Raw genomic sequence first — 25,168 nt, forward strand, 5'->3', positions numbered from 1 at the left:
CATCCGACAGTTGGATGTCCGGGCGGCGTCGTCTGAACGGCATGTTCCCGACCGATTAAGAACCGTCGAGGAATGATCATGGCGTCGAGCAGTCGCAAGTCGCAGTTCACAATACGTCGTGCCAAGTTGTTTGCGACCGTCAGCGCTTTGGCTCTCATTGCGACTGTGCCGGGCGCAATGGCGCGGCCTCTTGGCGGACAACCATCGTCTCCCACGGCCGCTGCGGTCGCGGCCGCTCAGGCCGTCCAGCTCGAGGCTTCGCAGGCGGCGCGTGATGCGCAGAATTCCTTGAAGCGCGCGACACTTGCGGTGCAGGCCATGCAGGCAAGCCAGCAGGCCGCTCGCGATGCGGCGCGCGTCCAGCTCGGCGCCACGCCGGATATCGTGCCCAATGGCTTGCGGCCGGGCGGTCTTCAGGTGGCTCCGGGCGTGGCCACAAGGGCGAACCTGTGGCAGGGGGCGGAGCTCCCGACCGAGACCGTCAGTGGCGGCAACGCCAACGTCACGATCAAGCAATCGCAGCAGAAAGCCATCCTCGAGTGGAAGACCTTCAACGTCGGCGGCCGCACCCAGCTCTATTTCGACCAGCGCGCAGGCGGTTCAAATGCGTCGGATTGGATCGCGCTCAACCGCGTTCTCGATCCTTCGGAGGCACCGAGCAGAATCCTCGGCTCCATCAAGGCCGAAGGCCAAGTCTATATTATCAATCGGAACGGCATCATCTTCGGTGGCGCGAGCCAGGTGAATGTGGGGGCGCTCGTTGCTTCTTCGCTGGCCTTGTCCAATGAGCAGTTCCTGGCCGGTATCAACAAGCAGCTTTACGGTACCGACGCGAGCGGCAACACCTACGTCTACAAGCCCCAGTTCGGTTATCTGGAGCAACGGCAGCCGAACCAATTCGTCTCCGTCAACGACCCCAGTCAGGTTCCGGGTGCGGTGATCGGCGCGGCGCCGGGCAACGTGAGCGTTGAGGCCGGCGCTCGGTTCGAGACCGCGAGCGCCGGCAAGGTCATGCTGTTCGCGCCGAAAGTGATCAATTCCGGTCAGATCTCCGCCCCGGATGGCCAAGTGATCATGGCTGCCGGTGAGCAGATCTATCTCTTGACCAGCCAAACGGGCGTGCGCGGTCTGGACGTCGCCGTATCGTCACCGATGCGCTGGCTGTTCGACTATTATGCGATGCAGGCCGCGACCAATCCGTTAGCTCCGACCAATGCCTTCACGCAGGATCTGCGCGACATCGTCTTCCCCGAAATGGCGGCGAGGGCGGCTTCGGTCGGCTACCGCGTCGCCAATGACGGCGTGATCCAAAGCGACCGCGGGAATATTACGATCATGGGTCGCGAGATCGTACAGGACGGCGGGCTTTTCACGACCACAAAGCTGAACAACCGTGATGGCTCGATCCGGCTGCTCGCCTGGGATCAAGGCATGATGGCGAACGGCAGCTCGTTCAGCGGTTCGCCCCTGCAATACTGGTCGACCGGAAGTCTGACCCTGGGCTCGAACAGCGTCACCCTGGCGACACCCGACCTGAGCGACGTCGAAGAGATCGAGCAGACATCGCTCAAGACACGTTATCAGCCCGGCCGCGTCGAGTTGCGCGGAAACCTGATTGATGTGAAGGCAGGCGCAAGCGTGATCGTTCCGGCGGGCAAGATCAGCATCGTGGCAAGCACCTCGCCGCTTTCGGGGGAAGAGCCGATATCCGGCGAGCCGACCGTTCGCGACGGCAGCCGCGTTTACATCGGCGAAAATGCCTACTTGAGCGTCGCGGGCCTGCAGGACATCGCGGTGTCGATGGACCGCAACTTCGTCGAGGCCCAGCTCTACATAAACGAGCTGCGCGATACGCCGCTCTATCGTGATTCCTGGTTGCGCGGCCTCAAAGTGATCGTGGATCGACGGCGATCGGGTGACTTCACCAGCGGGCCCATGGCCGAGGTCAATTGGATCGACGGCCAGCCCGGCCGTTGGGTAGGCACGCCTTTGGCCGACGTCTCATCCTGGGTCGGCGTGGGCAAGACTGATCTTGCCGAACTCTCCACCAAGGCCGGCTCGATCGTCATAAAATCCAGCGGTTCGATCATTACCCGCAAGGAGTCGTTGCTCGACGTCTCGGGTGGGTCGGTGCGCTATACGGATGGTTGGAACACGACCACCAAGCTGCGCGGCGCCGATGGACGAGTCTACAATATTGGCGACGCCTTGCCCGACCAGCTCTACACGGGGGTAGCGGGGGGCTTTACCCGTCGCCATGACCGGTGGGGTATCAGCGAAACATGGACTGACCCGCTCGGCAAGTCAGCGCGCACGTTCGAGAAGGGATACACCGAGGGGCGTGACGCCGGTTCGATTCAACTCTTCGCAGCCGAAGCACTCGTTCTCGAAGGTAGCTATTGGGGCGGCGTAGTTGTCGGCGAGCGCCAGGCGGCGCTCGGTAATCTAGCGAAGGCTGGTACGTTAAGGATTGGCGCCAACAGCGATCCGGCCCGGTTGTGGCTACCGGGCGACCTCATCATCGCGAGCGATCCGGTTCGCTTGCCTGATGATTTCAACGTCTCAAGCGGGCTCGACACCATCTGGTACAATCCGAATTCGGCCAATCCGCATCGCGACAAAGCCACTTACCTTGACCCCGCCGTGCTCGCCCAGTCCGGCATGGGTTCCTTCGAGTTCTATGTCGCCAAGGGTTTCACGCTCGGTGAAGGCGAAGCGCTCGAACTCTTGCCCGGCGCCAAACTAAACGTTATCTCCAACGTGCCGAGCAACCTGCCGACCACATTCATTATCGGCGGGACGATCCGTATCGCCGGCGGCGATATTTGGCTCGTCGGCCAGCACAACATTTTCGGGGCAAATTCGCGGATCGACGTCAGCGGACAGTGGATCAATGAACTTTTGAACCCGGCGGCGTCGCTCTTTCGGAAGATCGATGGCGGTACGGTTCAGGTCGCCGGAGACTTCGAGCGAGGCGCTGTTATCGACGTTTCGGGCGGGGCAAAGCTCAGCGGTGGCAGCAAGCCCAACATCACAGCCGGTGACGCGGGACGTATCAGGCTGGGAATTGCCGATGCCGATATGCTGTCGAATATCGATCTTCGCGGCTATGCGGCGGGCTCGGGCGGCGAACTGGAGCTCATCACGAGCTCCGATGTCGAATTGGGCGGCGCCGGCACAAATACCGCCGCTTTCCATCTGAACGATTCTCTTTTGGGTGATCGCGGCTTCCGCTCGCTGGCGATCACGACGCAAGGCACGATTACGGTTACCGAAGGGGCGAACATCGACCATCGCGTCTCCAATCTGGTGATCGATACTAAAAAGGCATTCGCTGCCGAAACGGGGACGTCCATCGCGGCTCTCGGAACGCTTGCCGTTCTGCCTGTCTACGAGCGGGTCGAACGCAAGCCCAATGCTCTCAGTCTGGCAGGCGGAACCAATGTCACCGTCGGTGCTGGCGCCGTCGTCAGGACTGACATCGGCGGCACCATTTCTCTTGCGACCTCCGAAACCGGCAGCCAGGTTGTGGTCAAGGGCACGCTGGATGCCCCTGCAGGAACGATCCAGCTTTCGGCGAACAACGGCGACGTTATGCTCGCTGATCGCGCCGAATTGCTGGCGCGTGGCGTATCGACGCTGGTCAAGAACGGAAACCTTCAACCTGTCGTCGACGTTCGTCCTGGCGGCTCCGTGGGCATCAAAGGCGTCATGGTGGACCTCGATGCCGGTTCGCTCATAGACGTCTCGGGCGCGAGCGGTATTGTCCAGGTTCCGATAGGGGGCCTCCAGCACAGCAACCTCGACTCCCGCATCGATAGCAACGGCGGTTCGATCTCGCTCACGCTGCAATGGGGTGTGATTGCAGGTCGTCTGGTCGCTAAGGCGGGCGGCCCTGGTGCGGTTAACGGCAAGATCTCGATAAACGCGGAGGTCTCGGGCGGCTTCAATCCGATCGAGGCGATCAAGAACGATGCGGGGCTCGGACAACTCGATCCCGACTGCTGGGGATATGCGGCCAACGGTGCGTGCGACTACAACCCGCTCGACGTGATCGGGTTCGACCTTGCGCGAATCGCCCGGGATTTGGGGATTCCAGCATCGGGCTCATGGCTCATTTCAAAGGAAATGATCGAAGCCGGAACCGGCGGAAACATCATCATCACCTCCGCGCCACCGGCAAGTGGTAGCGGTGTTGATCCGAGAAATTACGGCTGGACCGACGCGACCATTCAAGAACTCCGGGATACTGTCGGGACGGACTTGCTGGCGATTTTCCCGTCCACTGTGCAGGTTCGCAATGCGTACATTCGACCGGGTGTGCTGGCGTCGGGCTCTTTCGCCGACGTGTCGCTGACGACGGCAGCAAGCATCAAGCTCGACAACGCGGTCGTCAAAGCGGATCGTTCTCTTCAGATTTCGGCACCGCTCGTCAATCTCAACGGCGGCCGCTCCAGCCTGATCGCGCCATACATGTCATTGACTGGAACCGGACAGTCCAGCACCAGGCGCGAAGGCGGGCTCACATTGGTCGCATCCGTGATCGACGTGAACAGTGAGATGAATATCCGCGGCTTCGCGGAAACGGCCTTCGATACATCCGAGTTGCGGCTCAATGCACCGTTCGACGCCAGCATCCCGCCGCTCTCTGTTCTCGATGTCGATGGAGCGTTGGTTTTGAGAGCCGGGCAGGTCTATCCGGCGACGGGCACCAAGGCGACAATCAAAGCGTCCGATCGGATAACGGTCGACCGGAAGGACGTGGTCGCTCCGCCGTTGTCGGCCGGCGGCAGTTTGACTCTGGCGGCGCCTGTCATCGAACAGAATGGCGTGCTTCGAGCGCCGTTCGGGCAGATAACGCTAAAAGCAAGCGAGCGTCTGATCCTCGGTGCTGGCAGTGTGACATCGGTGTCGGGTGCTGGGCTCATCGTGCCATATGGAAATCTGTCCAACGGAGAGAACTGGCTCGATCCGACCAAGCCAGGTGCGGTAGGCGCCGACGGTGTTCTGACCTCGCCTCCCGAGAAGCGGATTTCGCTTGAAGCCCCGGTTGTCGAGAGTCGGGCGGGGTCGGTCATCGACGTCCGCGGCGGCGGCGACCTCTACGCCCGTGAGTTCGTGCCTGGGCCCGGCGGTTCGCACGACATCCTGACGTCGGCCAACGGCTATGCGGTGATCCCCGGTTTCAATGGCGCGGCACCGGGCGGCATGGTCGGTGATCGAGTCTGGCTTGCTGGCGGCAATGGTTTAGCGGCCGGTTGGTACACGCTGCTGCCGTCGAGCTACGCGGCGCTGCCCGGAGCCTATCTGGTGTCGCTTGTTTCCCGGGCGACGACCACGCCGCTCGCCAAATCTGTGGCTCTCGCGGACGGATCGGTCATGATGAGCGGTCGGCGCGGCGATGCGTTGCTAGGCAGCGAGGACCAGCTCTCGTCAGTCTGGCGGGTGATGACGGGCACGCAGTTGCGCCGGTACACCGAGTACAACGAGGCCTTCGCCAACACCTTCTTCGCCTCCGATACATTCAAGCTCACACAATATCGCTTGACCGGGCTCAATGTGGTGACGCCGCGGCTGCCGCTGGATGGCGGCGCCGTCGTGTTCAAGGCGACGCAGCAACTGATCCTCGACGGCAGCCTGCAAGCGCAGACCCCGGAAGGGGGCCGCGGTTCTCTTATCGACATCGCCGGAACCAAGATTGCGATCGTTGGTGCAGGCGTTGATGGCTCGGATCTGCGCGCCGACGGTTACCTGGTCATCGATTCCGCGAGCCTGTCCAGGTTCGGCGCCGGAAGTCTGTTGATCGGCGGCACGCGCACAGGAGATCCTCTCGGCTTGCGTCTCGACGTGACCGCGAGCGACATCCTCGTCCGGAACGACTCCGGTTCGGCCCTCACCGGGCCGGAGATTATCCTTGCGGCGAGCGGGCTCGTCGACATCGGCGCCGGCAGCGTGATCAGGGCAGAGGGAACGGCGACGCGCGGCGCCGGCAATCTGATCATGAAGCCGCAGGTGGCGGCGCGCTACGAGGATCCCGACGGTTGGGACGATGGCAACCCGGCCGACGACGTCATGGTGGCGCCGTCCAAGGACTATGGCGCGCTGATCCGCGTGTCGAACGGTGATGTCGTCCAGGTGATCCGCGAGAACGTGGACACGACGATCGGCGGCACAATTCGGGTCGGCGAAGGCGTTCGCCTTACGGCTGACCGTGCGCTTCTGATCGATGCGACGCAGACGACGGAGCTTGCCGGAAGCGCGGTGCTGTCGGCGGCCTCGCTGTCCGTCGCGTCGGGCCGGATCGGCTTCGGCGGCGGCACCAACGGCCTCGTCCTGTCTCTCGAATCCTTAAAGCAATTGAATCGCGCCGAGAGCCTGACGCTCCGCAGTTATACGACGCTCGATTTCTATTCCTCGTTCAACCTGAGCGGTGCCGGACTTGCCTCGGTGACCTTCGATGGCGCCGGCCTTGCGGGATATGGCGCCAACGACATCGAGGTGTCCGGCGGCTCGATCGCGCTCATCAACAGCGGTGGAGGAGCTGCGACTGCGGGCACTGGATCAGGCACGCTGACGCTGGCCGCGGACCAGCTCATTCTCGGGACCGGAACGAAAACGATCTCCGGTTTCGATCATGTCGTGATGGCGGGACGTCGCCACATCACAGGGCAGGGCAATGGCGGGATCGACACCGGCATGGCAGCGCTGACGATCGACACCCCCTTGCTGACCGGGCGCAGCGGCGCTGCGCAGTCGTTGATCACGGGCGGCATGCTACGGCTCGCGGAAGCCGGCACGGCATCGACGAGTCTCGAGGAGAGCCTCGGCACCCGGCTTACGCTCCGCGGCCAGACGATTGAGGTCGCGACCCGCATTGCCGCGCTCGGCGGCGCGGTCGAACTGACGGCCGGCGCAGGTGGCGTGACGTTGTCCAACGGCGCGGTGATCGATGTCGGCGGCTTCGCCAAGCAATTCTTCGACGTCAGCGCCTATGGCGATGCCGGACGCATCAGCCTGACCGCCGTCGACGGCGGCAATGTTGTCGTTGGCTCTGGCGCGATCTTGAATCTGGCTGCGCACGCTGGCGGTGGCAATGCCGGCAGTCTTGCGGCGACGGCATCTGGTGGCGGCACGGTTGTGCTCGATGGCATGGTCGCCGCGCAGGCCGGAGCGAACGGGAAGGGCGGCACATTCGTGCTCGACATCGCCGAGTTGCCGGATTTTGCAGCTTTCGCCGACCGCCTTAATGCGGCGGGCTTCACCCGCTCGCGCCAGTTCCGTATCCGATCCGGCGATGTCGTCGTTTCCGGCATGACCAAGGTCGAAGACTTCCAACTCGCGGCCGACCAGGGACGGGTGACGATCGCCGGTAGCGTTGATGCGCGCGCGACTTACGGCGGCAACATCTCGATTTCGGGCGGCAATGGCCTGGTGATGGAGAGCTCTGCTCATCTTCTTGCCGGTGCGACCGACACCACACTTGGCTCTGGCCGAGTAACGCTTGAGGCGGCGCGCGGAAGGCTCGATGTTCGCGGAGGCACGATCGATGTCGCGGGCGGCGACGGCGGCAGGGTGCGCTTCCGGGCGTTGCAGAACGAAAACCACGATGGCATCGCGGTTGATGCTTTGGCAGCCCGCATCATCGGTGCCGGCTCGGCTGTGCTCGAGGGCGTGAGTGTCTACACCAGCGGCACCACCAGCGCGGTTCAGGTGCAGGCGGTTAGCGATGCCCGGACGTTCGGTACCCATGCTGGTGCTATCGCGGCTGCCTTGGGGCTCAGCTCACGCGGCATCGAGCTCATGTCCGGGATCGAGATTCGCAGCACCGGCGACCTGTTGATCGACCAGGACTGGAACCTGTTCGCCGACTTTGGAGCTTCACAGCGTGAGGGCACGTTGACGCTCCGCGCTGCCGGCAATCTGATCATCAACGGCAACCTCAGTGACGGCTTCGATCGGGCCGACCGGTCCGGGGTGTTGCAGGATGCCGCATCCTGGAATCTTCGGCTCGTCGCCGGGGCCGATCTCGGCTCGGCCTCGGCGATCACTACGATGCCGCTCGCCGGTCTCGGCAGCAATTCTGGCACGATCACGGTAGGTAACAGCAGCAGTGGCATACTGGTGCGCACCGGCACCGGCGATATCGATCTCCGCGCCGGGCGCAACCTCGACCTCGCTCACTATCAATCGGTCGTCTACACTGCGGGGCGCAAAGATACGACGACCTGGGACAACTTCACTGCGCCCTCAGCGGCGACCTACGGAATCGAGGGTGGACACCTTACGATCGCCGCGGGAGGCAGCATTTCGTCGGCGCTTCCGGCCAACCCGAAGGACAACCAGCTCTTCGTTGAATGGCTCAAGCACGTCGGCGGCACGGATCAAGACTATGTCTTCCGTCCGGGCGAGCAGAGCTCCTGGTGGATTGACTACGCAAACTTTGCGCAAGGCGTTGGCGCGCTCGGTGGCGGCAATGTCTCGGTCTTCGCCGGAGGCGATCTCGACAATATTCTCGTGGCTCTCCCGACCAACGGTCGGGTGCGCGGCGGTCGCACGAGCGGCGAGGCCAAATCGTTGGAAATGCGCAATGGCGGTGCACTGACTGTCGACGTCGAAGGCGCGCTCCGCGCTGGCTACTACTATGTCGGCCGTGGCACAGGCACGGTCACCGCGGGCGAGACTGCGACCGGGCGATCCGTAACCATCAGCGGACGCGCCGCCGGAATCTACAACATCGCCCCTGTGTTCGCTCTCGGCGACGCCGAATTGAGTGTGCGCACGGCCGGCGATTTGATCGTCCAAACCGTGCTCGATCCGCTGATGCTGAGCGGTGACCCTCTGTTATTGGGCGGTATCGCTCGTCAGAGCGCGATCATGAGCGGCTATACAAACCGCACCGCTCTCAATCTGGTATCGATCGGCGGCGACGTTCGACTCGTCAATCAAGGTCAATTCCTGTCGAAGGACCTGAACCTCAGCTACGTTTTCGATGGAGATTCCGACTACGGTGCGATCGGTCTTTTCGCCACGAATCTCTATCCTGCGATCACGAACGTGCTCGCGCTGAATGGCGACATCGTCAACTTCGGGAAGCTCTACACCGCGCCCGGTGCACATCCGGAGCTGCAGTTGCTCGCCGACCGGGACATCATCCTGGGCTCGATTACCCAAACGCGCGCCATTCCGGAGATGATGCCGTCTCCGTTCCAGCCTGTGGACGGCATCAACGGTGTCGCAATCAGTTTCGCGGGCTCGCCTTTCGACGACATATTCCAGAATCCGCGGCAAAGCGGAAGCAGCTTCCACTTCATGCTGCAGAATGCCATTTCTACCGACCGGGTCACTTACGGAGTTCACGGTCTCTTCCTGCAGAGCATTCGCAACCCCGCGGTGCTGCCCAACGCCGAGGACTATGAGCCGAGCCGCATCTACGCCCGTCGTGGGACCATCTCCAACGTGCTCTTGCGGAACGACGGCGATCCACTCTCGACGCAGGTCATGACCGCGGAGCAGACATGGTTCCGTGCCGGCACGGATATCCGCGACATCAACTATCAACTGCGCAATCTGCATGCGACTGACGTCTCGCTTCTGGAGGCCGGCAACGACATCATCGGCGGCACCATGCAAGTTCAAGGACCGGGGCTGATCACGCTGAGCACAGGCCGCGACGTCTACGGACAGGCTCTGTCCATTACCACGACCGGCAATCGCAGTTTCGACGGCAATAACCGGCCGGTCGTCGGCACCGACATCAGAGGGCTACCGGAGCAAGGCGCCTCGATCTCTGTGATGGCAGGCCTGCAGGACAAGCGGCCATCCTACGATGCTTTCATCGCCGCTTATCTCGATCCCTCGCGTGTCGCGGCCATGCCGGCCTATTTGACGACAACACTGCCGGACGGCACGTTGGTGCCGCTCTATCTCACCGATCGGAGCGAGGAGCGCGACGGCCAGCAGAAGCTGCTCAGATTTGGCCTCGTTTCTTTCATCGAAGAGAAGACCGGCGAGACCCTGTCGCCGCTCGACGCGTGGGCGCGCTTCCTAAGCCTGCCGGAACTGGTTCGCCATGCGTTCGTCAATCGCGTCTATATGCAGGAGCTGCGTGAGGCCGGCCGCGATCAATTGACGCCCGACAGCAAGGGCCGGCCGCTCAATGGTGGATACAACCGCGGCTACGCAGCGATCGCGGCGTTGTTCCCGGGCGAGGGCTGGAAGGGCGATGTGCTCGGCCAGTCGCTGACATTGCGCACCATGGCCGGCGGCGGCATCGAGGTGCTGGCTCCCGGCGGCGGATTGCAGGTTGCAGCACTGGGCGCTGCCATCGGGGACGGGCAAGGCCTCGTTGCGCTCGGGCCGGGCGATATCAGCGTCTTCGTGAAGAAAAGCGTCACGGTGAATCGGTCCCGTGTCCTGACGTTTGGCGGTGGCGACGAGACGCTATGGGCTACACTCGGCGATATCGACGCCGGCCGCGGCGCAAAGACGGCCCGCGTTCCTTCGGCGCCGGAGGTTGCCACTAGCGTTGATGCGGTTACCCGTGTCCAAGAGCGGGCGGATATTTCCGGTAGTGGCATCGGCACCATCATCGGTTTTGCTGGCGTGGTTCAAGGCGATGTCGACCTCGTTGCGCCCGAAGGCACGGTGAATGCAGGGGATGCGGGCATCCGGGTTGCGGGCAATCTCAATCTCGCGGCGCTGCATGTCCTGAACGTCGCCAATATCGAAGTCGGCGGCCAGTCCAAAGGCGTGCCGGTGATCGAGCCGCCGAATATCAGTGGACTGCCGGAAGCCGGAAACCAGGCCGGGGCCGCGGCCCGTCAGGCGGCGCCCCCGCAGCAGCGGGCCAACGAACCATCCTCCGTCATTATCGTCGAGTTCCTCGGATTCGGCGGCGGCGATGGCGAGGAAGAACGTCCTCGCAAGCGCGAGCAGCGCTCACAAAACCCCGATAGTCCGGTGCAGATCGTCGGCGCGGGTAATCTTGGCCCAAGCGCGCTGCAACGACTGACGGTGGAAGAACGCAAACGGGTCGTACCGGCGAGTAGCGACGACGGACTTGTCCACTGAGACCATGCAGCCGATGCGAAGCGACTATGACGATCAAACTCGTTGCGTACACATACGTTCCTCAATTCATTCGACGACCACGGCGCGGCGCATGACTTTCTGCGCCTTCGCCTGGTCGACGCTGAACGCCAGCGTCCCGTAATGCGAACCCCATGATCCCGATGCGTTCGGTGCGCGGGTGGCGAGGAAGAGGTCGACGACGTCCTGCGTGCTGTGACGCAGGAGCTCTGCACCCTGCAGGACGCGTGCGACCGCTTCGGTCATCGGACGGGCGACGAACTCGTCCTCAACGGCTTTGCGAACCAGTGTTTCGGTATGAAGGACCAGCGCGTCGAAGCGGGCGTCCTGACCGAGCAGGGGACGGGTCTCGTCGAAGAGTGCCTGGATCGTGCGCGGGTCCTTGGCCATCGCCCGACGGACATCCATGCACATCATGTTCGCCGTGCCCTCCCAGACGCTGTTCAGCGGCGCTTCGCGGTAGAGACGCGCTATCGGATTTTCTTCGATGAAGCCGTTCCCACCATGACACTGGAGCGCTTCGTAGGCGATGGACGGGGCGCGCGAGCAATTGAAGAGTTTGGCCGCTGGCGTGGCTACGCGGGCGAGCAGCCGTTCGTGTTCGGAGGCCTTCTGGTCTGTCGCCTTTGCGACGCGCAGCGCCAGAAGCGTGGCAGCTTCGACTTCGACGGCCATGTCGGCCAGCACGTTGGTCATCATCGGTCGGTCCGCGATGGAGGTGCCGAACGCCCTACGGGTGGTGGTGTGCTGCAGGGCCAGCGTCAGCGACTGACGCATCAGACCGGCGGAGCCAATCGCGAAGTCCAAGCGGGTCAGGTGCGCGTGCGAAAGTATCTCGCGGATACCGTGGCCTTCCTCGCCGACGCGGATCGCCATGCTGCCGGCGTACTCGACTTCGCTGGAAGCGTTGCTCTTGTTGCCGGCCTTGTCCTTCAGACGCTGGACAAAGAAGTTGTTGTAGCTGCCGCCGGGCAGCGTACGCGGCAGGAAGAAGCAGGTCACGCCGCCATTGACCTTGGCGAGCGTGAAGAAGCCGTCGCTTTGCGGCACCGAGCAGAACCACTTGTGGCCGGTCAGTTCGTACCAGTGCGCCGTCTTGCCGTGATAATCCTCGGAGTGGGAGAAGCGAGCAGTCGTCTGTGTCTCGCGGAGATCGGAGCCGCCTTGCTTTTCGGTCATGGCGTAGCCGATCACGACCGAAGGCTTTTCGCTCACCTCGCGGCGGCTGAATTCGTATTCGGTCCCCTTGACCTTCTCCGCCCAGATCGCCAGCGCGGGCTCGGCCTCGAAGCCCGCGTACGAAGCGTAGGCCATGCCGGTCGGACAGGCGGTGCCTTGTTCGACCTGATTCCAGACGTAGGACAGCACGGCGCGGGCGTAGTGGCCGTTCTTCTGGTTGGTGCGCCAGGCGAGGTTCGGTACTTCATGCTTCCACGCCAGCGACATCAGTTCGTGCCAGCTCGGATGGAAGTCGACCCAGTCGATGCGGTTGCCGAACCGATCGTGGGTCTTCAGTTCGGGCAAGTGGCGGTTGGCGAGGCGGGCGAGCTCCTGCACATCCTCGTCGCCCGCGATCGCGCCGAGGGCCTCGCAGCGGTCCGCGGCCCAAGGAGCCTCGCGCTCGATCGCGGCGCGCAGCACGGCGTCGCCAGTAAAGGCGTTGAAGCCGGCGGCGGGCTCGGCTTGGTTTAGGACCTTGTGGGTGCCGTAACGGCTGGCGGGAGCCTCGAGTGTTTGGGTCATGGGACGCCTCCAATTCGTTCCTAGGTTCGTGGCTCGCTGCGTTGGCGAGCATTCTCGAAACCGAACCGACCCTCAGGCAGAGTCGGAAAGCCCACAAAACTGAATCGATCGTTCAGTTTCAGGTCGGCCCAAAAGTGCTGATTTTGACGCTAAATTACATCATCTCTTGACACCGATTGATTTCCAAATCAAGATGAAAATGAATTCGATTTCATCTTTGGTGACGAGATGGCGACTAGACAGGTCCGTTCCCTCGACAAGAAGACGCATATCCTGCGGGCCGCGCGCGCCGTCGTGATGGATGGCGGATTCCAGGAGCTTCAGATGAACGCGGTCGCGGCCGCAGCCGACGTCGCGGTCGGAACGATCTATCGATACTTCCCGTCACGTGCGGATCTCTGCGCCACCATCGTCAGCACGGTTTCGCAGCGCGAGGTCGACGTTCTATCGGGGATCGCCGTCGCGGAAGGAGAGCCGTCGCAGAAGGTGAGGGACGCGGTCCGCACTTTCGTGCTGCGAGCCGTGCGCGGCAAGCGCCTCGCCTACGGCCTTATCTTCGAGCCGATCGATCCGGAAGTGGAAAGCACGCGACTGAAGTATCGACTTGCCGTCGCGCGCGTCTTCGAGACCATTATCAAGGAAGGCCTCGCCGCCGACGAATTCCGCAAGGTCGACGTCAGGGTCGCCGCAACCTGCCTCGTCGGAGCCTTCATGGAAGGTCTGATCAGCGTTCTCGCGCCCGGAGCCAGCGGCGTCCCGGTGCAGACCGAAGAGTTCGCGGATTCCATCGCGGATCTATGCCTCGCCGCGGTCGCGAAGCCGGACAACCGCCTGCTCGAGGGAGAGCGTCCCGCGACGGTGCGGTGGAAGCCGTCTCTCTGAAGAAGTCCTGAGCGGCCGAAGAGCGAGGGGCCGACGGGGGCTCCCGCGGCCATCGGCCGACTGCTTCGCCCGATCAATGGACGCGGTAACGCGTCGGTTCACTTGGAAAGGACAACACAGATGGGCAACATGAAGGTGCTTTCCCTCGCCAACATCAAGTCGGCGGTCTCGCTCGATGAGTGGCAGACCCGGATCGATCTCGCCGCCTGCTACCGATTGATGGCCGTCTTTGGAATGACGGACCTGATCTATAACCACATCAGTGCACGCGTTCCGGGCGAGGAAGGAAGCTATCTCATCAACCCGTACGGGATGCTGTACGAAGAGATCACGGCGTCGAACCTCGTCAAGATCGACGTCGACGGCAACACGCTCCTGCAACCCGATCACGGCTACAACGTCAACGTCGCGGGCTTCTATCTGCACGCTCCCATCCACAGGGCGCGACCGGACCTTCACTGCATCATCCACACGCACACCCGCGCCGGCACCGCCGTCAGCGGTCTGAGCGAAGGCTTGCTCCCGTTGTCCCAGACCGCGATGCGCTTCCACGGTCGGGTCGGCTACCACGAATTCGAAGGACCGGCGATCAGCGGCGAGGAGTGCGATCGCGTCGTCCGCGATCTGGGCGAACACGACGTGCTCCTGCTGCGCAATCATGGGCTGCTCGCCTGTGGCCGGACGATCCCGCAGGCCTTCAACGCCATCTACTGGCTCGAGAACGCTTGCCGGATCCAGGTCGATCTTCTGGCCTGCAACCGGCCGGTCCATCAGCCGTCTCCCGCCGCGATCGAGAACACGGTGACGTGCTTCTCCGGCAGCGAGATCACGCTGCTCAATGAAGCGGACACGAACCCCACGCTCAACGAAGGCGCGAGGCGGAATTCGGGCGGGTACGGTTCGCTCGAATGGGCGGCCCTGCTGCGCAAACTCGACCGGCTCGATGCCTCGTTCCGGAGCTGATCGGGATGCCCAGCGCAAAATTCGGATTCATCGGGTGCGGCAGCGTCGGACGTACGCTCGCACAAGCCTTCAGTCGGGCGGGGTATCAGGTGGCCGCGGCCTGGAGCCGGGGCGGCGAGGGCGCGCTCCAAATGCGGCAGGAAGTCGAGGGGCTGCGTGCGCTGGCGAGCGCGCAGGACGTGGTGGACGCGTGCGACTTCGTCTGGCTGACCGTATCGGACGATGCCATCGCGCGCGTCGCCGACGGCATCGCCTGGCAGTCGCATCATAAGGTCGTCCACTGCAGCGGCGCGACCGACATCGAAGCGTTGGCGAAGGCGAAATCGGACGGCGCGACGATAGGTGGCTTCCACCCGCTGCAGATGTTTACCGATCCGGCCGTCGCTCTGCGGGGCTTGCCGGGCGTGACGGTCGGCGTGGAGGCCGCCGAACCCGCATTCCTCGAGACGCTCAAGCGGCTGGCCGGCGACATCGGTTGCACCACCGTGGAGGTACCCCGAGGACAACGCGCGATCTACCATGCCTCGGTCTATTACGTTGGTCCTTTCTTCATCGCGCTGCTTTCGGAGGCCGTGTCGATCTGGAAGTCCTTCGGCGCCAGCGAACGTGACGCCTTGAACGCCCTGCTGCCGCTTCTCGCCGGAACCACCTCGGCAGTCACCAGCAGCAGCCTGGCCAAGGGAATGGGCGGCTGCGTCGCGAGAGGCGATGTCGGCACGGTGCGACGGCACATAGCCGCGATGGACCTCTTCAGCCCTAACGCCGGTGAATTGTATCGCTCCTTGACTGAGCGAACCATTCCACTTGGGCTCGCGCGAGCAAGCCTGACGACATCGGTCGCGGACCAGATCCGAGAAGCGTTGTCGACCGCCCCGACAGCGAAAGGCTGAGAAGAAGCCGACATCCCGAGAGATGGAAATGCAGTGGGTGCCATTCCGGGACTAATACAAGACAAGCAACTGATGATCAGCGACTTCATCGGTTATGCCCAATAGTATCGCTTGCTCCTTGAGTATGCCTAAGGCTTCAAGCCGCCGTCGGGAATGTCAGCCAAGTTGGAATCGTATGCCGGTTACGGCAATGGAGGCTCCGGCCAAGCTCGGAGAGGGCGGTACGACGGCTGTACGAATCTTGCGGCGTCCTTGGCGGACCGCTGCTGCAGCTCTGATCGAGTGGAGCGGTACGGCTTCAGTGGTCCATCGATGCTTCGCGGATCTAGGAAGGGTCATCTGGATTGGGTGTTTGCATCCCGATCGATGAGACTCTCGGCTCGCGCGCTGAGGGCGACGTTACAGTTTGGTTACAGCGATCCGCTCCTCGCATTACAGATGCAGCCATATCGCCCTGAACTCTCCGAAAAGAAAGCATACGAACGCGTGAGGGCGTCGGTTCAGGGCCCGCAGGATTCTTTGTCAACCTGCAACTCGCCGAGGCCCCGCATGTGAAGCTGAGGCCCACATCTGAAAGGGAGAATGCCTCATGTCCAATCTCACGGGAACCAACGGCGACGATATCCTGACCGGCACCGATGGGCCGGATCGTATCTTCGGCCTTGCCGGCAACGATACGATTGACGGCAACGGCGGCAACGATACGCTGTCAGGCGATGACGGTGATGATACGCTCAACGGCGGTGATGGTGACGATCATGTCCTCGGCGGCGCGGGCAACGACGTCATCACCGGCGGCAACGGCAACGATCTTCTCGAAGGCGGATCGGGAAACGACCACATCAGCACCGGAGCGGGCAACGATGTCGTGTTCGCCGGTGACGGCATCGATACGATCGATCAGATGGCCGGTCACGACGTCGTCCACGCGGGTGCGGGCGACGATCTGATCTCGTGGAACGACAAGGTCGGTGATGTTGTCTTCGGCGATGAGGGCAACGACCGGATCATCGGTTCCGACACCGCGGCCGACGAGAGCCATGGCGGCGACGGCAACGACTTCATCCAGGCCTTCACGACTGACGCCGCGCACGCCACCGCAGGCGACAAGATCTTCGGTGATGCCGGCAATGACACCCTGATCGGCGGCGACGGCAACGACCACATCGAGGGTGGCACCGGAAACGATACCATCAACGGTGGAGGTGGCAACGATTTCCTCGATGGCGGCGACGGCGATGATCACATCAGCACCGGTGCCGGCAACGATACGGTGTTTGGCGGCGATGGCAACGACACCATCGACCAGATGGCGGGCCATGACGTCGTCCACGCCGGCGACGGGAACGACACGATCTCCTGGAACGATGCCGTCGGTGACACCGTCTATGGCGACGGCGGCAACGACAGGATCATCGGTTCCGACACGGCGTCCGATGAAAGTCACGGCGGCGACGGTGACGATTTCATTCAGGCCTTCACCACGGATGCCGCACATGCGACGGCGGGCGACCGCATGTTCGGCGACGGCGGCGATGACACGTTGATCGGCGGCGATGCCGCGGACCACATCGAAGGCGGTACCGGAAACGACACCATCAACGGTGGAGGCGGCAACGACTACCTCGATGGCGGGTCGGGAAATGACCACATCAGCACCGGGGCCGGCAACGACCTGGTTTACGGTGGCGACGGCAACGACACCATCGACCAGATGATGGGACACGATGTCGTTCATGCCGGCGCCGGCGATGACGTCATCTCCTGGAATGATGCGGTCGGAGACACCGTCTTCGGCGACGGAGGCGATGACCGGATCACCGGTTCCGATACCGCGTCCGATGAAAGCCATGGCGGCGACGGTAACGACATCATCTCCGCGTTTACGACGGACGCGGCGCACGCCACGGCGGGCGACAAGATCTTCGGTGATGCCGGCGACGATACCCTGACCGGCGGTGACGGCAGCGACCATATCGAAGGCGGCACCGGAAACGACATCATCACTGGAAATGGCGGCACCGACATCCTTGATGGCGGTGACGGCGACGATCATATCAGCGGCGGCGGCAGCCATGATCAGATATTCGGCGGCCTTGGCAACGACGTTATCGATCATATGGGTGAGCACGGCTTCGCCGATGCGGGTGACGGCGACGATATCGTGCAGTGGACCGAAACGTTCGGTGACGTGGTTCATGGGGGAGCCGGCAACGATAGGATCACCGGTGAACTCGCCTTCAATCCGCCGCTCGGCGGGGAGGCCGCTGCTGACATCCACGGCGATGCCGGAAACGACTTCATCCAGGCAGCCAGTTCAGGCAGCAGCACGGTGTCTGACAAGCTCTTCGGCGACGAAGGCAACGACATCATCATCGGAGGCAGCGGCGCGGACCGCATCGATGGCGGTGTGGGCAACGACACTATGACCGGCAACGGCGGTGCCGATACCTTCACCTTCCAGATGTCGCAAGCCGGGCACGACGTTATCACGGACTTCGACGTGAACAACGACGTGATCAATTTGTCGGGCTTCGGCTCCAATTTTGATGCGCTTGCGCACGTGCATGACACCGCCAACGGCGCCGTTCTAGACCTCGGCGCTGCTGGGGACGTGACATTCCAGGGCGTCCATGCCGCGGACCTCTCTCACCACGACTTTGTCCTGAGCTAAGTCCGATCAGGATTGCCTGTCCTCGAAGCGACGTAACCGCGCTTCTGCCAAATACGGTCGCCCTCCTGTTTGGGGAGGACGACCGTACTGGATGGGTTTTGAAGTCGCGACGTGCCTGTCAGATACGGCGGGAGCGCCGAGACTCGAATGTCACGACGAAGACATCAGAATTGGAAAATTGGGGCGCCGCATATGAAGCCGATGTCGAAGCTTGCGGTGGTCGATCCACATGAGAAAAGCGAGACAATCCTCAGCCGCGCCATCGGCTGTTGCAAGATTCAGCTGCTGGCGGTGGGCCTGTTCAGCGGCGTGGTCAATCTGCTGCAGCTCACCATCCCGATCTACATGATGCAGATTTTCGACCGCGTGCTGACGACGCACAATGTCGATACGCTTCTCTATCTGTCGCTGATCGCGGGTGTGTCCATCCTGTTGCTGGCTATTCTGGAAATCTCGCGCAATCAGACCCTGCAGCGCGTTGCAACCTGGGTCGAGCAGAAGGCCGCGCCGGAGGGCTTTGCGAGAGCGATGGAGAGCGTGCTCGCCGGTCATTCCTATCGCATGGAGGCACTACGCGATCTCGCCATTTGCCGCGGCTATCTCGGCTCGCCTGCTTTGCTTGCCCTCTACGACCTTCCCTGGGTGCTGATTTTTCTCGCCGTGATCTTCGTCCTGCATCCGGTGCTGGGTTGCATCGCGACGGCAGGAGCGATCGTCCTTTTCACTCTCACCTTGCTGAACGAACTGACCACGTCGCGGCTGATGAAGGAGGCAAATGTTGCGGCGGCTAATTCGCAACGTCGCGCCGACAGCATCGCGCGCAATGCGGAAGTGATTGACAGCATGGGCATGTTGCCGGCGGTGATGCGCCGCTGGCAGGAGGCGGTGGCCGAAGTGCTGCCGCCGCAGCGGCGCGCGGCGCAGCGAGCCTCCGTTCTGCTGGCAATGGCCAAGTTCGCGCGCCTCTCGGTGCAGATCGCCGTACTTGGCGCGGGCGGCTATCTGGTGCTGCAGCATGAGCTGACATCGGGCGTGGCCGTTGCCGGCTCGATCATCATGGGCCGGGCGCTTGCGCCGGTGGAAATGCTGATCGGCGGCTGGAAGCAGCTTGTCCAGGCCCGGCAAGCTTTCTTTCGCTTGCAGCATTTTCTTCGCCAGCCTCGTCTTCGTCCGCCCGGACGGCCATTGCCGGCCCCGGTCGGCCGCCTGTCGGTGGAGCGTGTCACGTACGGCTTGCCGGGTTCGACGTCCACGATCGTCAAAGGCGTGCAGTTCGCGCTGTCACCAGGTGACAGTCTTGCCGTCATCGGCCCCTCGGCGGCCGGCAAGACAACGCTGATCAAGATGCTGATCGGCACGCTTGCGCCAAGCGCCGGCACCGTGCGCCTCGATGGCGCCGACGTTCATCGCTGGATGCGTGAGGATTTCGGCCGCTACGTCGGCTATCTGCCGCAATCCGTCGAGCTGTTCGAGGGTTCGGTATTCCGCAACATCGCACGGATGGGAGAGGCGACGCCCGAGCAGGTTTACCGGGCCGCACAGCTTGCGGGCTGCCACGACATGATCTTGCGGCTTCCGTGCGGCTACGACACCGAGATCGGCGAGAACGGGCAGTATCTGTCCGGCGGGCAACGGCAGCTGATCGGCTTGGCGCGCGCACTGTTCCGTAGTCCGAAATTCGTGGTGTTGGATGAACCCAACAGCAATCTCGACGGCGATTCCGAGGCCAATCTGGCCGACACATTACGGAAGCTCAAGGCGCGCGGCACCACGGTGGTTCTGGTCTCGCACCGTCCGCGCTTGGTGCAGCATGTCGACCTGGTCTTGCTGATGCGGGATGGAGCGGCAGAAATGTTTGGACCGCGGGCCGAGATCCTGAACCGCGTCGTCGCCCCGGCGCCTGACAACCGCCCAGCACTCAGCGAACCCCGCATCGCCAGAGCCGCCGTACCCGCCCGACGCGAACAGAACCGTGTTGCATCATGACCCGAGCTCTCACGTCTCCATCCGGGCGAGCCGTCGTCGCTGATAGCCACGGCCGATCGATCGCGTCGTCCGCGCCGCCATTAATGGAGGCGCCTCATCCGTCAACACGCGGCGTGATCCTGCTCGGATTGATGGCCATGGCGGTCTTCATCGGCGGTTTCAGCGTCTGGTCCATCTCCGCTCCGCTGGCGGAAGCGGCGATCGCGAATGGTTTGATCGAGGTCGAGGGGCAGCGTCGCGTCATTGCGAACCAGGAGGGGGGATCGGTTCAGGAACTGCTCGTGCGCGAGGGCGATCATGTGCTTGCCGGTCAGGTGTTGATGCGACTGAACGACGTGCAGGCGAGCGCGACGGCCGAGACGGCGCGAGCCGAGCGCTGGGCATTGCTTGCAAAATTGGCCAGACTGGATGCGGAGACAGCCGGAAGGAGCGATATAGGCTTTCCTGACGATCTGCTGGCGGCGGCGAGCGGGCAAGGCTTCGATGCCCTGCGCGCCGCCGATGTGGTCAGCGGGCAGCGCGCGCTGTTCGAAGCGCGCACGGTCAGCTTGAAAAGCCAGGTCGCCGTGCTGCGAGACCGGGTCGATCAGCAACTTGGCGTGATTGAATCGGCAGAACAGCAGCAGCGAGCCACCCGGCAACAGCTCGAACTGATACGGCACGAGGCCGAGATCAAGCAGGGGTTGTTGACAAAGGGCTTGGCGACGCTGTCCGTCGTGCTGGCCTTGCAGCGAAACCAAGCCGGATTGGAAGGGACACTGGGTGACCTGAGCGGACAGATCCAACGCGCGCGGGCAACGATCGCGGAATCTCGTTCATCCATGAAGCAGATTCAAGACCAGCGGCTACAAGATGTCTCGAACGACATACGGGAGGCCCGTATCAGGCTGAACGAGGTGGACGACAAATTGCGCGCCGCGCAGGATGTCGCCGTGCGTCGCGATGTGGTGGCGCCCGAGGACGGCACGGTCCTTGGCATGAGGGTGTTCAACATCGGCGCTGTCGTCAAGCCCGGCGATACGGTCATGGAACTACTGCCATCGCGCGACCGGCTGGTGGCCAACGTGAAACTTTCGCCCAACGATATCGATGTCGTATATCCCGGCCTTGAAGCACAGGTGCGTCTCCCCGCGTTCAAGCAGCGCCTCGTGCCGTTCGTTGCGGGCCGCGTCACTTTCGTTGCCTCCGACGTCACCGCCGATGAGCAGACAAAAAGCAACTACTATAAAGTGCAGATCCTGATCGATCAGGGCCAGCTTGCTCGTCTTCCCAACGTCCGCCTCACGCCGGGAATGCCGGTGGAGGCGATGGTGCAGCTTGGGGAGCGAAGCTTCTTCCGCTACATCACGCAGCCAGTTCGGGACAGCTTTCACCGCGCCTTTCACGAGCAATGAGTGCGTGGTCTGCGCGAAGAGCGTGCAAGGTCGAGATTTCGAGCGATGGCGCCAAGAGCTGGAAGGATGCGCAGCTAAATCTGCCGGTATTGCCGAAGACGCAAACGCGCTTTCAGATGGATTGGACCTGGGACGGTAAGCCGACCAAGATCGTCAGCCGTGCGACCGACGATAAGTGCAATGTCCAGCCCGACCGAAAATCCTTTATCGGCGCAATCGCGACCAACGCAACTTTTCACTAGAACGCGCAGCAGACCTGGAGCATTGAAGAGACCGGGAGGGTTCGAAATGTCCTCGACTAGCAAGGTACTCCTCACTGGCGCTATTGCGCTCGCTTCTCCCGTACTTGCATATGATTTCGGCCGTCCCGCGACACCCGGCGAGATCGCGCTATGGGATATCGACGTCAGGCCCGATGGCAAGGGACTGCCGCCCGGCAGCGGTACCGTGGCGCAAGGATTTCGTTATCAGGAGAGCATGCAATGTCCGCTGATGGATTGATCACGCTGCACAGCAGCTTTGGCCCGGAAGAAACGATGCACCGGTTTGAAGCGGAGGTTCGTACCAGGGGCATGGCGGTATTTAGCCATATCGACCACAGCGCTGGCGCTGCTGCGGTCGGCCTGCCACTGCGGCCGACGAATCTTCTGATCTTCGGCGCGGCGAAGGCCGGCACTCCGCTGATGCAATCGGTGCAGACGATCGGCATCGATCTGCCGTTGAAGGCGCTGGTCTGGCAGGACGAGGATGGCAAGACTTTCCTTTCCTACAATGATCCGGCCTATATCACGCGTCGGCACGGTATCGGTGAATCCGCCAAGGCTGTCATTGAAGCGATGGCGGGCGTGCTGAAGGAAATGGCAGCAAAGTCGACAACGGTTCCTTGAGATCAGCGGGAGCCAACAGTGAGGCGCCCGCCATTCTGCGGATGTCTGCGCAGATGGCATCCGCACGGACACGCGCGGCTCAATAAGAAACATTACACGCGTAGCCAGTTAGGGACGGGTGACGTTGTCTCCAACCGTTCCTACGACAGGCGCCGGCATCGCGACACTCAATCCGATGCCGGAGGTGCCGCCCGGCAACGTCGATCTGATCGCTCCGCTCGGCACCATCGACGCAGGCGAAGCCGGCATCCGCGTCTCGGGCAACGTCAATCTTGCCGCGTTGCAGATCGTGAACGCGGCGAGTATCCAGGTCCAGGGCAGCGCGACCGGAATTCCGGTCGTGCAGGCACCGCCGGTTGCCGCGCTGAGCTCGGCGGGGAACGCCACTGCCGCCACTCAGCAAAGCGCCGCTCCAACGCAGTCGAACAATGACCGCCCATCGGTGATCCTGGTCGAGTTTCTTGGCTTTGGCGGTGGCGACGGCTCCCTCACGCCGAATCCGAACCCCGAAAAGAAACGGAGCGGTGACGACGGGCGAGCCCAAAACCCTGATAGCGCCTACCAGGTGCTCGGCGCGGGCGAGATGACGATGGACGAGGCAAAGCAATTGATTGCCCAACGCCGCCGTCGGATGCAGCCATAGTCGGGCCGAGGCGCGGCGTCCTGAAACGACGTCGCGCCCGTCCTCCACGCGTACCATTCGCATCCTACAGGTTGAGCTGAGCTAGCCGGAGAACGTCTACGTTGTCCGCTCTGGCGCGGCGACAAATTTTCCGCAACCGAGGTCGGTCGATGGCTTTCCGTAACACCCTTGGCGTACGCTAAGGGTGTGAAAGCTCGTGGGCCGGCGATTCCGAACCCGACGGGCGCCGTCGCTCACCGATCGCACGCCCGATTCGGAAATCCGGAAAACAGGATGATCCTGCTCAGCTACATCTATCGCTTCGTCTCCAATTTCGTCTTCCTGGCGCTGGTCTATTTCAGCCTCAACTTCATGGAAAAATACGAGCATCGCGCGCTCGTCGCGCTTCTGGTGCTGGTTTATGCCGCGATGCATGCGGCGTCCGCCTTGCGCTCGTTCTATTTCTTCCAGCGAATCGAACGCCTGGAAGGGGAGACGCGTCGGCTTGGGACGGCGGTGGTCGAGGGACCAAGTTCGACAGCCTCACGCAAGCAGATCGTCGGTGCCGTCACCGAGCTGCGTCATGCCGGCGAGATCAAGTCCTATATCGACCTGCTGTTCCTGGCGCTCGTCATTCTGCTCTGCATCGCCAAGATCGTGACGAATTGAGCGCCTGACGCTGCAATCGCCGCGCCGCGCTCTTCAGCGCTTTGCGACCTGAAGTGCGCGTCTGTTCGGCTGCGCCTGCACGGCATGCTTGGGGACGCCACGACCCGCATGGCCTCCTTGCGGGTTCTGATGCACGGCATGCCGGGAATGCGGCGCCTGGCGTACGCCAATGGTGCGGGCTCTCGCGGAAATCGGCCCCATCGCATTGGCGGCTTCAGGAGATGCTGCCACCTGTTGCGGCCGTTTGGCGGGTGAATGCGACGCGAGCAACGTCACGCGCAGGCCTTCGGGCATCCTGAAGACGGAGGAGGCGGGGACCGGCAGGGCCGAACCGCTGTTCTCGGAGACCCGCAATGGCTCCGGCCATGCCGTCTGCGCGGCGATTGCGGCGCGCGGGCGGCGTCCTCGATCGAACAGGCCCGGATCACGCCAATCCAGATTCGAGAGCCCGGGGGCGGGCAGTTCCTGCGTCTGGACGAACACGAAATTCGCAATCTTCGGCCAGCGCACCGTTGCGACGGTCTCGATCGGCGGGTGCAATAGCCATTGCACAGGTTCGGTTGGCGTGGCCGGCTGCTCCGGCGTCGCCGGCACCACATGGACGATCCGATAGCCGCGCGCCTTCAACTCCTGCAGGATTTTCGGCAGCGCCGCCACCGTGCGCGGTTGGATGTCGTGCAACAGCAGGATGCCTTTGCCCTTCTCCTCGAGCCGCTGGATTGCGAGCTCGTAGACGCGCGCCGGAGGGATATGGCGCCAATCGTCGGCAACGAAATCGGCGCTCCAGTTCTGGATCCCACGCGACGCCAGATAGGTCTCGACCGCTTCGGCGCGCAGCAGCCCTGGAATGCGGAAGAAGGGCGCGAGCTTGCTCGCGTCGCCAAGCGCGGCCACCGTCGAGGCGATGCCGGCATCGACCTCCTGCTTGGCCTGCTCGATCGACATCTTGTTGAAGGTCAGCGGATGGTTCTGGCTGTGCGTGCCGACGGTGTGGCCGGCGGCGACGAGCTTGCGGACACCCTGCGGATTGGCTTTGGCCTGACTGCCGATGATGAAGAAGGTCGCCTTCACGCACTGGCTGGCAAGAATGTCCAGCACCTGGTTGCTGTATTTCGGCAGCGGGCCGTCATCAAATGTCAGCACCACTTCGTGATCGTCCAGCGGCAAGGTCTCGGCATATTGCATGGTGCCGATCCGGGGATGCTCGCGGGGATCGACCACCAGCGTTCGCGAGGTGCCGAGCGCATCAGGGGGACAATCAGCCGCGATTGCGGACTGGCCGCTCGCGCCGATCAGAATCAGCAGGGAGAGGGCAGTCCATGACCGCTTCCAAAATCCCTCGCCAACGCTACCGATCATAACACCCTGGC

At 62.8% G+C, this 25,168-nt stretch carries 13 protein-coding genes and 2 pseudogenes; 13 read left to right on the top strand and 2 right to left on the bottom strand.

The window, feature by feature from the left end; translation table 11 throughout:
• The first annotated feature begins 78 nt into the window (after window positions 1–78).
• Complete coding sequence (locus AC5ZG5_RS12445; RefSeq protein WP_456644209.1) at window positions 79–11,070, top strand: filamentous hemagglutinin family protein; 10,992 nt, start codon at window positions 79–81, stop codon at window positions 11,068–11,070.
• Between the two features lie 66 nt (window positions 11,071–11,136).
• On the opposite strand, the gene AC5ZG5_RS12450 is transcribed toward AC5ZG5_RS12445, so the two are convergent.
• Complete coding sequence (locus tag AC5ZG5_RS12450) at window positions 11,137–12,831, bottom strand: acyl-CoA dehydrogenase family protein (protein WP_456644208.1); 1,695 nt, start codon at window positions 12,829–12,831, stop codon at window positions 11,137–11,139.
• Between the two features lie 228 nt (window positions 12,832–13,059).
• Between AC5ZG5_RS12450 and AC5ZG5_RS12455 the strand changes: the two genes are divergently transcribed.
• From AC5ZG5_RS12455 to AC5ZG5_RS12510, 12 genes and pseudogenes are all read left to right on the top strand, one after another.
• Window positions 13,060–13,713: a TetR/AcrR family transcriptional regulator gene (locus tag AC5ZG5_RS12455; protein WP_456644207.1), complete on the top strand. Its 654-nt coding sequence runs from the start codon at window positions 13,060–13,062 to the stop codon at window positions 13,711–13,713.
• A 120-nt stretch (window positions 13,714–13,833) separates the two neighbouring features.
• On the top strand, window positions 13,834–14,676 hold the full coding sequence (locus tag AC5ZG5_RS12460) for a class II aldolase/adducin family protein (RefSeq protein ID WP_456644206.1): 843 nt from the start codon (window positions 13,834–13,836) through the stop codon (window positions 14,674–14,676).
• Window positions 14,677–14,681: 5 nt separating this feature from the next.
• Window positions 14,682–15,566, top strand: coding sequence for a Rossmann-like and DUF2520 domain-containing protein (locus AC5ZG5_RS12465; protein ID WP_456644205.1), 885 nt, complete (start codon window positions 14,682–14,684; stop codon window positions 15,564–15,566).
• Window positions 15,567–16,155: 589 nt separating this feature from the next.
• Window positions 16,156–16,887 (top strand): annotated as a pseudogene (locus tag AC5ZG5_RS12470) (calcium-binding protein); the annotation flags it as partial.
• A 195-nt stretch (window positions 16,888–17,082) separates the two neighbouring features.
• Window positions 17,083–18,240: a calcium-binding protein gene (locus AC5ZG5_RS12475; protein ID WP_456671237.1), complete on the top strand. Its 1,158-nt coding sequence runs from the start codon at window positions 17,083–17,085 to the stop codon at window positions 18,238–18,240.
• A gap of 192 nt (window positions 18,241–18,432) precedes the next feature.
• Complete coding sequence (locus AC5ZG5_RS12480; protein WP_456644204.1) at window positions 18,433–20,226, top strand: type I secretion system permease/ATPase; 1,794 nt, start codon at window positions 18,433–18,435, stop codon at window positions 20,224–20,226.
• 137 nt (window positions 20,227–20,363) lie between these two features.
• Window positions 20,364–21,620, top strand: a complete 1,257-nt coding sequence (locus tag AC5ZG5_RS12485; protein ID WP_456644203.1) for an HlyD family type I secretion periplasmic adaptor subunit — start codon at window positions 20,364–20,366, stop codon at window positions 21,618–21,620.
• Window positions 21,617–21,862 (top strand): molybdopterin-binding protein, encoded by a 246-nt coding sequence (locus tag AC5ZG5_RS12490; RefSeq protein WP_456644202.1) that lies wholly within the window; start codon window positions 21,617–21,619, stop codon window positions 21,860–21,862. The genes AC5ZG5_RS12485 and AC5ZG5_RS12490 overlap by 4 nt, the downstream gene beginning before the upstream one ends.
• Window positions 21,863–21,908: 46 nt before the next feature.
• Window positions 21,909–22,079 (top strand): annotated as a pseudogene (locus AC5ZG5_RS12495) (c-type cytochrome); the annotation flags it as partial.
• 23 nt (window positions 22,080–22,102) lie between these two features.
• The gene (locus AC5ZG5_RS12500) at window positions 22,103–22,507 is read left to right on the top strand and encodes a DUF302 domain-containing protein (RefSeq protein ID WP_456644201.1); all 405 of its coding nucleotides are present in this window, start codon (window positions 22,103–22,105) and stop codon (window positions 22,505–22,507) included.
• 124 nt (window positions 22,508–22,631) lie between these two features.
• Window positions 22,632–23,150, top strand: coding sequence for a filamentous hemagglutinin family protein (locus AC5ZG5_RS12505; RefSeq protein ID WP_456644200.1), 519 nt, complete (start codon window positions 22,632–22,634; stop codon window positions 23,148–23,150).
• A 273-nt stretch (window positions 23,151–23,423) separates the two neighbouring features.
• A complete protein-coding gene (locus tag AC5ZG5_RS12510; protein WP_028163989.1) occupies window positions 23,424–23,798 on the top strand; it encodes a hypothetical protein in 375 nt (124 codons plus the stop codon).
• A gap of 33 nt (window positions 23,799–23,831) precedes the next feature.
• Here the strand turns inward: AC5ZG5_RS12510 and AC5ZG5_RS12515 are convergent, their stop codons facing one another.
• Window positions 23,832–25,157: a polysaccharide deacetylase family protein gene (locus AC5ZG5_RS12515; protein ID WP_456644199.1), complete on the bottom strand. Its 1,326-nt coding sequence runs from the start codon at window positions 25,155–25,157 to the stop codon at window positions 23,832–23,834.
• Between the last annotated feature and the right edge of the window lie 11 nt (window positions 25,158–25,168).

The organism is Bradyrhizobium sp. Ses1 (assembly GCF_059512365.1).

What these genes read in the sequence shown, in the direction of transcription:
- AC5ZG5_RS12445 (WP_456644209.1), top strand. Translation starts at nt 79, where the DNA reads ATGGCGTCGAGCAGTCGCAAGTCGCAGTTCACAATACGTCGTGCCAAG.
- AC5ZG5_RS12450 (WP_456644208.1), bottom strand. Translation starts at nt 12,831, where the DNA reads ATGACCCAAACACTCGAGGCTCCCGCCAGCCGTTACGGCACCCACAAG.
- AC5ZG5_RS12455 (WP_456644207.1), top strand. Translation starts at nt 13,060, where the DNA reads ATGGCGACTAGACAGGTCCGTTCCCTCGACAAGAAGACGCATATCCTG.
- AC5ZG5_RS12460 (WP_456644206.1), top strand. Translation starts at nt 13,834, where the DNA reads ATGGGCAACATGAAGGTGCTTTCCCTCGCCAACATCAAGTCGGCGGTC.
- AC5ZG5_RS12465 (WP_456644205.1), top strand. Translation starts at nt 14,682, where the DNA reads ATGCCCAGCGCAAAATTCGGATTCATCGGGTGCGGCAGCGTCGGACGT.
- AC5ZG5_RS12475 (WP_456671237.1), top strand. Translation starts at nt 17,083, where the DNA reads ATGTTCGGCGACGGCGGCGATGACACGTTGATCGGCGGCGATGCCGCG.
- AC5ZG5_RS12480 (WP_456644204.1), top strand. Translation starts at nt 18,433, where the DNA reads ATGAAGCCGATGTCGAAGCTTGCGGTGGTCGATCCACATGAGAAAAGC.
- AC5ZG5_RS12485 (WP_456644203.1), top strand. Translation starts at nt 20,364, where the DNA reads ATGGCGGTCTTCATCGGCGGTTTCAGCGTCTGGTCCATCTCCGCTCCG.
- AC5ZG5_RS12490 (WP_456644202.1), top strand. Translation starts at nt 21,617, where the DNA reads ATGAGTGCGTGGTCTGCGCGAAGAGCGTGCAAGGTCGAGATTTCGAGC.
- AC5ZG5_RS12500 (WP_456644201.1), top strand. Translation starts at nt 22,103, where the DNA reads ATGTCCGCTGATGGATTGATCACGCTGCACAGCAGCTTTGGCCCGGAA.
- AC5ZG5_RS12510 (WP_028163989.1), top strand. Translation starts at nt 23,424, where the DNA reads ATGATCCTGCTCAGCTACATCTATCGCTTCGTCTCCAATTTCGTCTTC.
- AC5ZG5_RS12515 (WP_456644199.1), bottom strand. Translation starts at nt 25,157, where the DNA reads ATGATCGGTAGCGTTGGCGAGGGATTTTGGAAGCGGTCATGGACTGCC.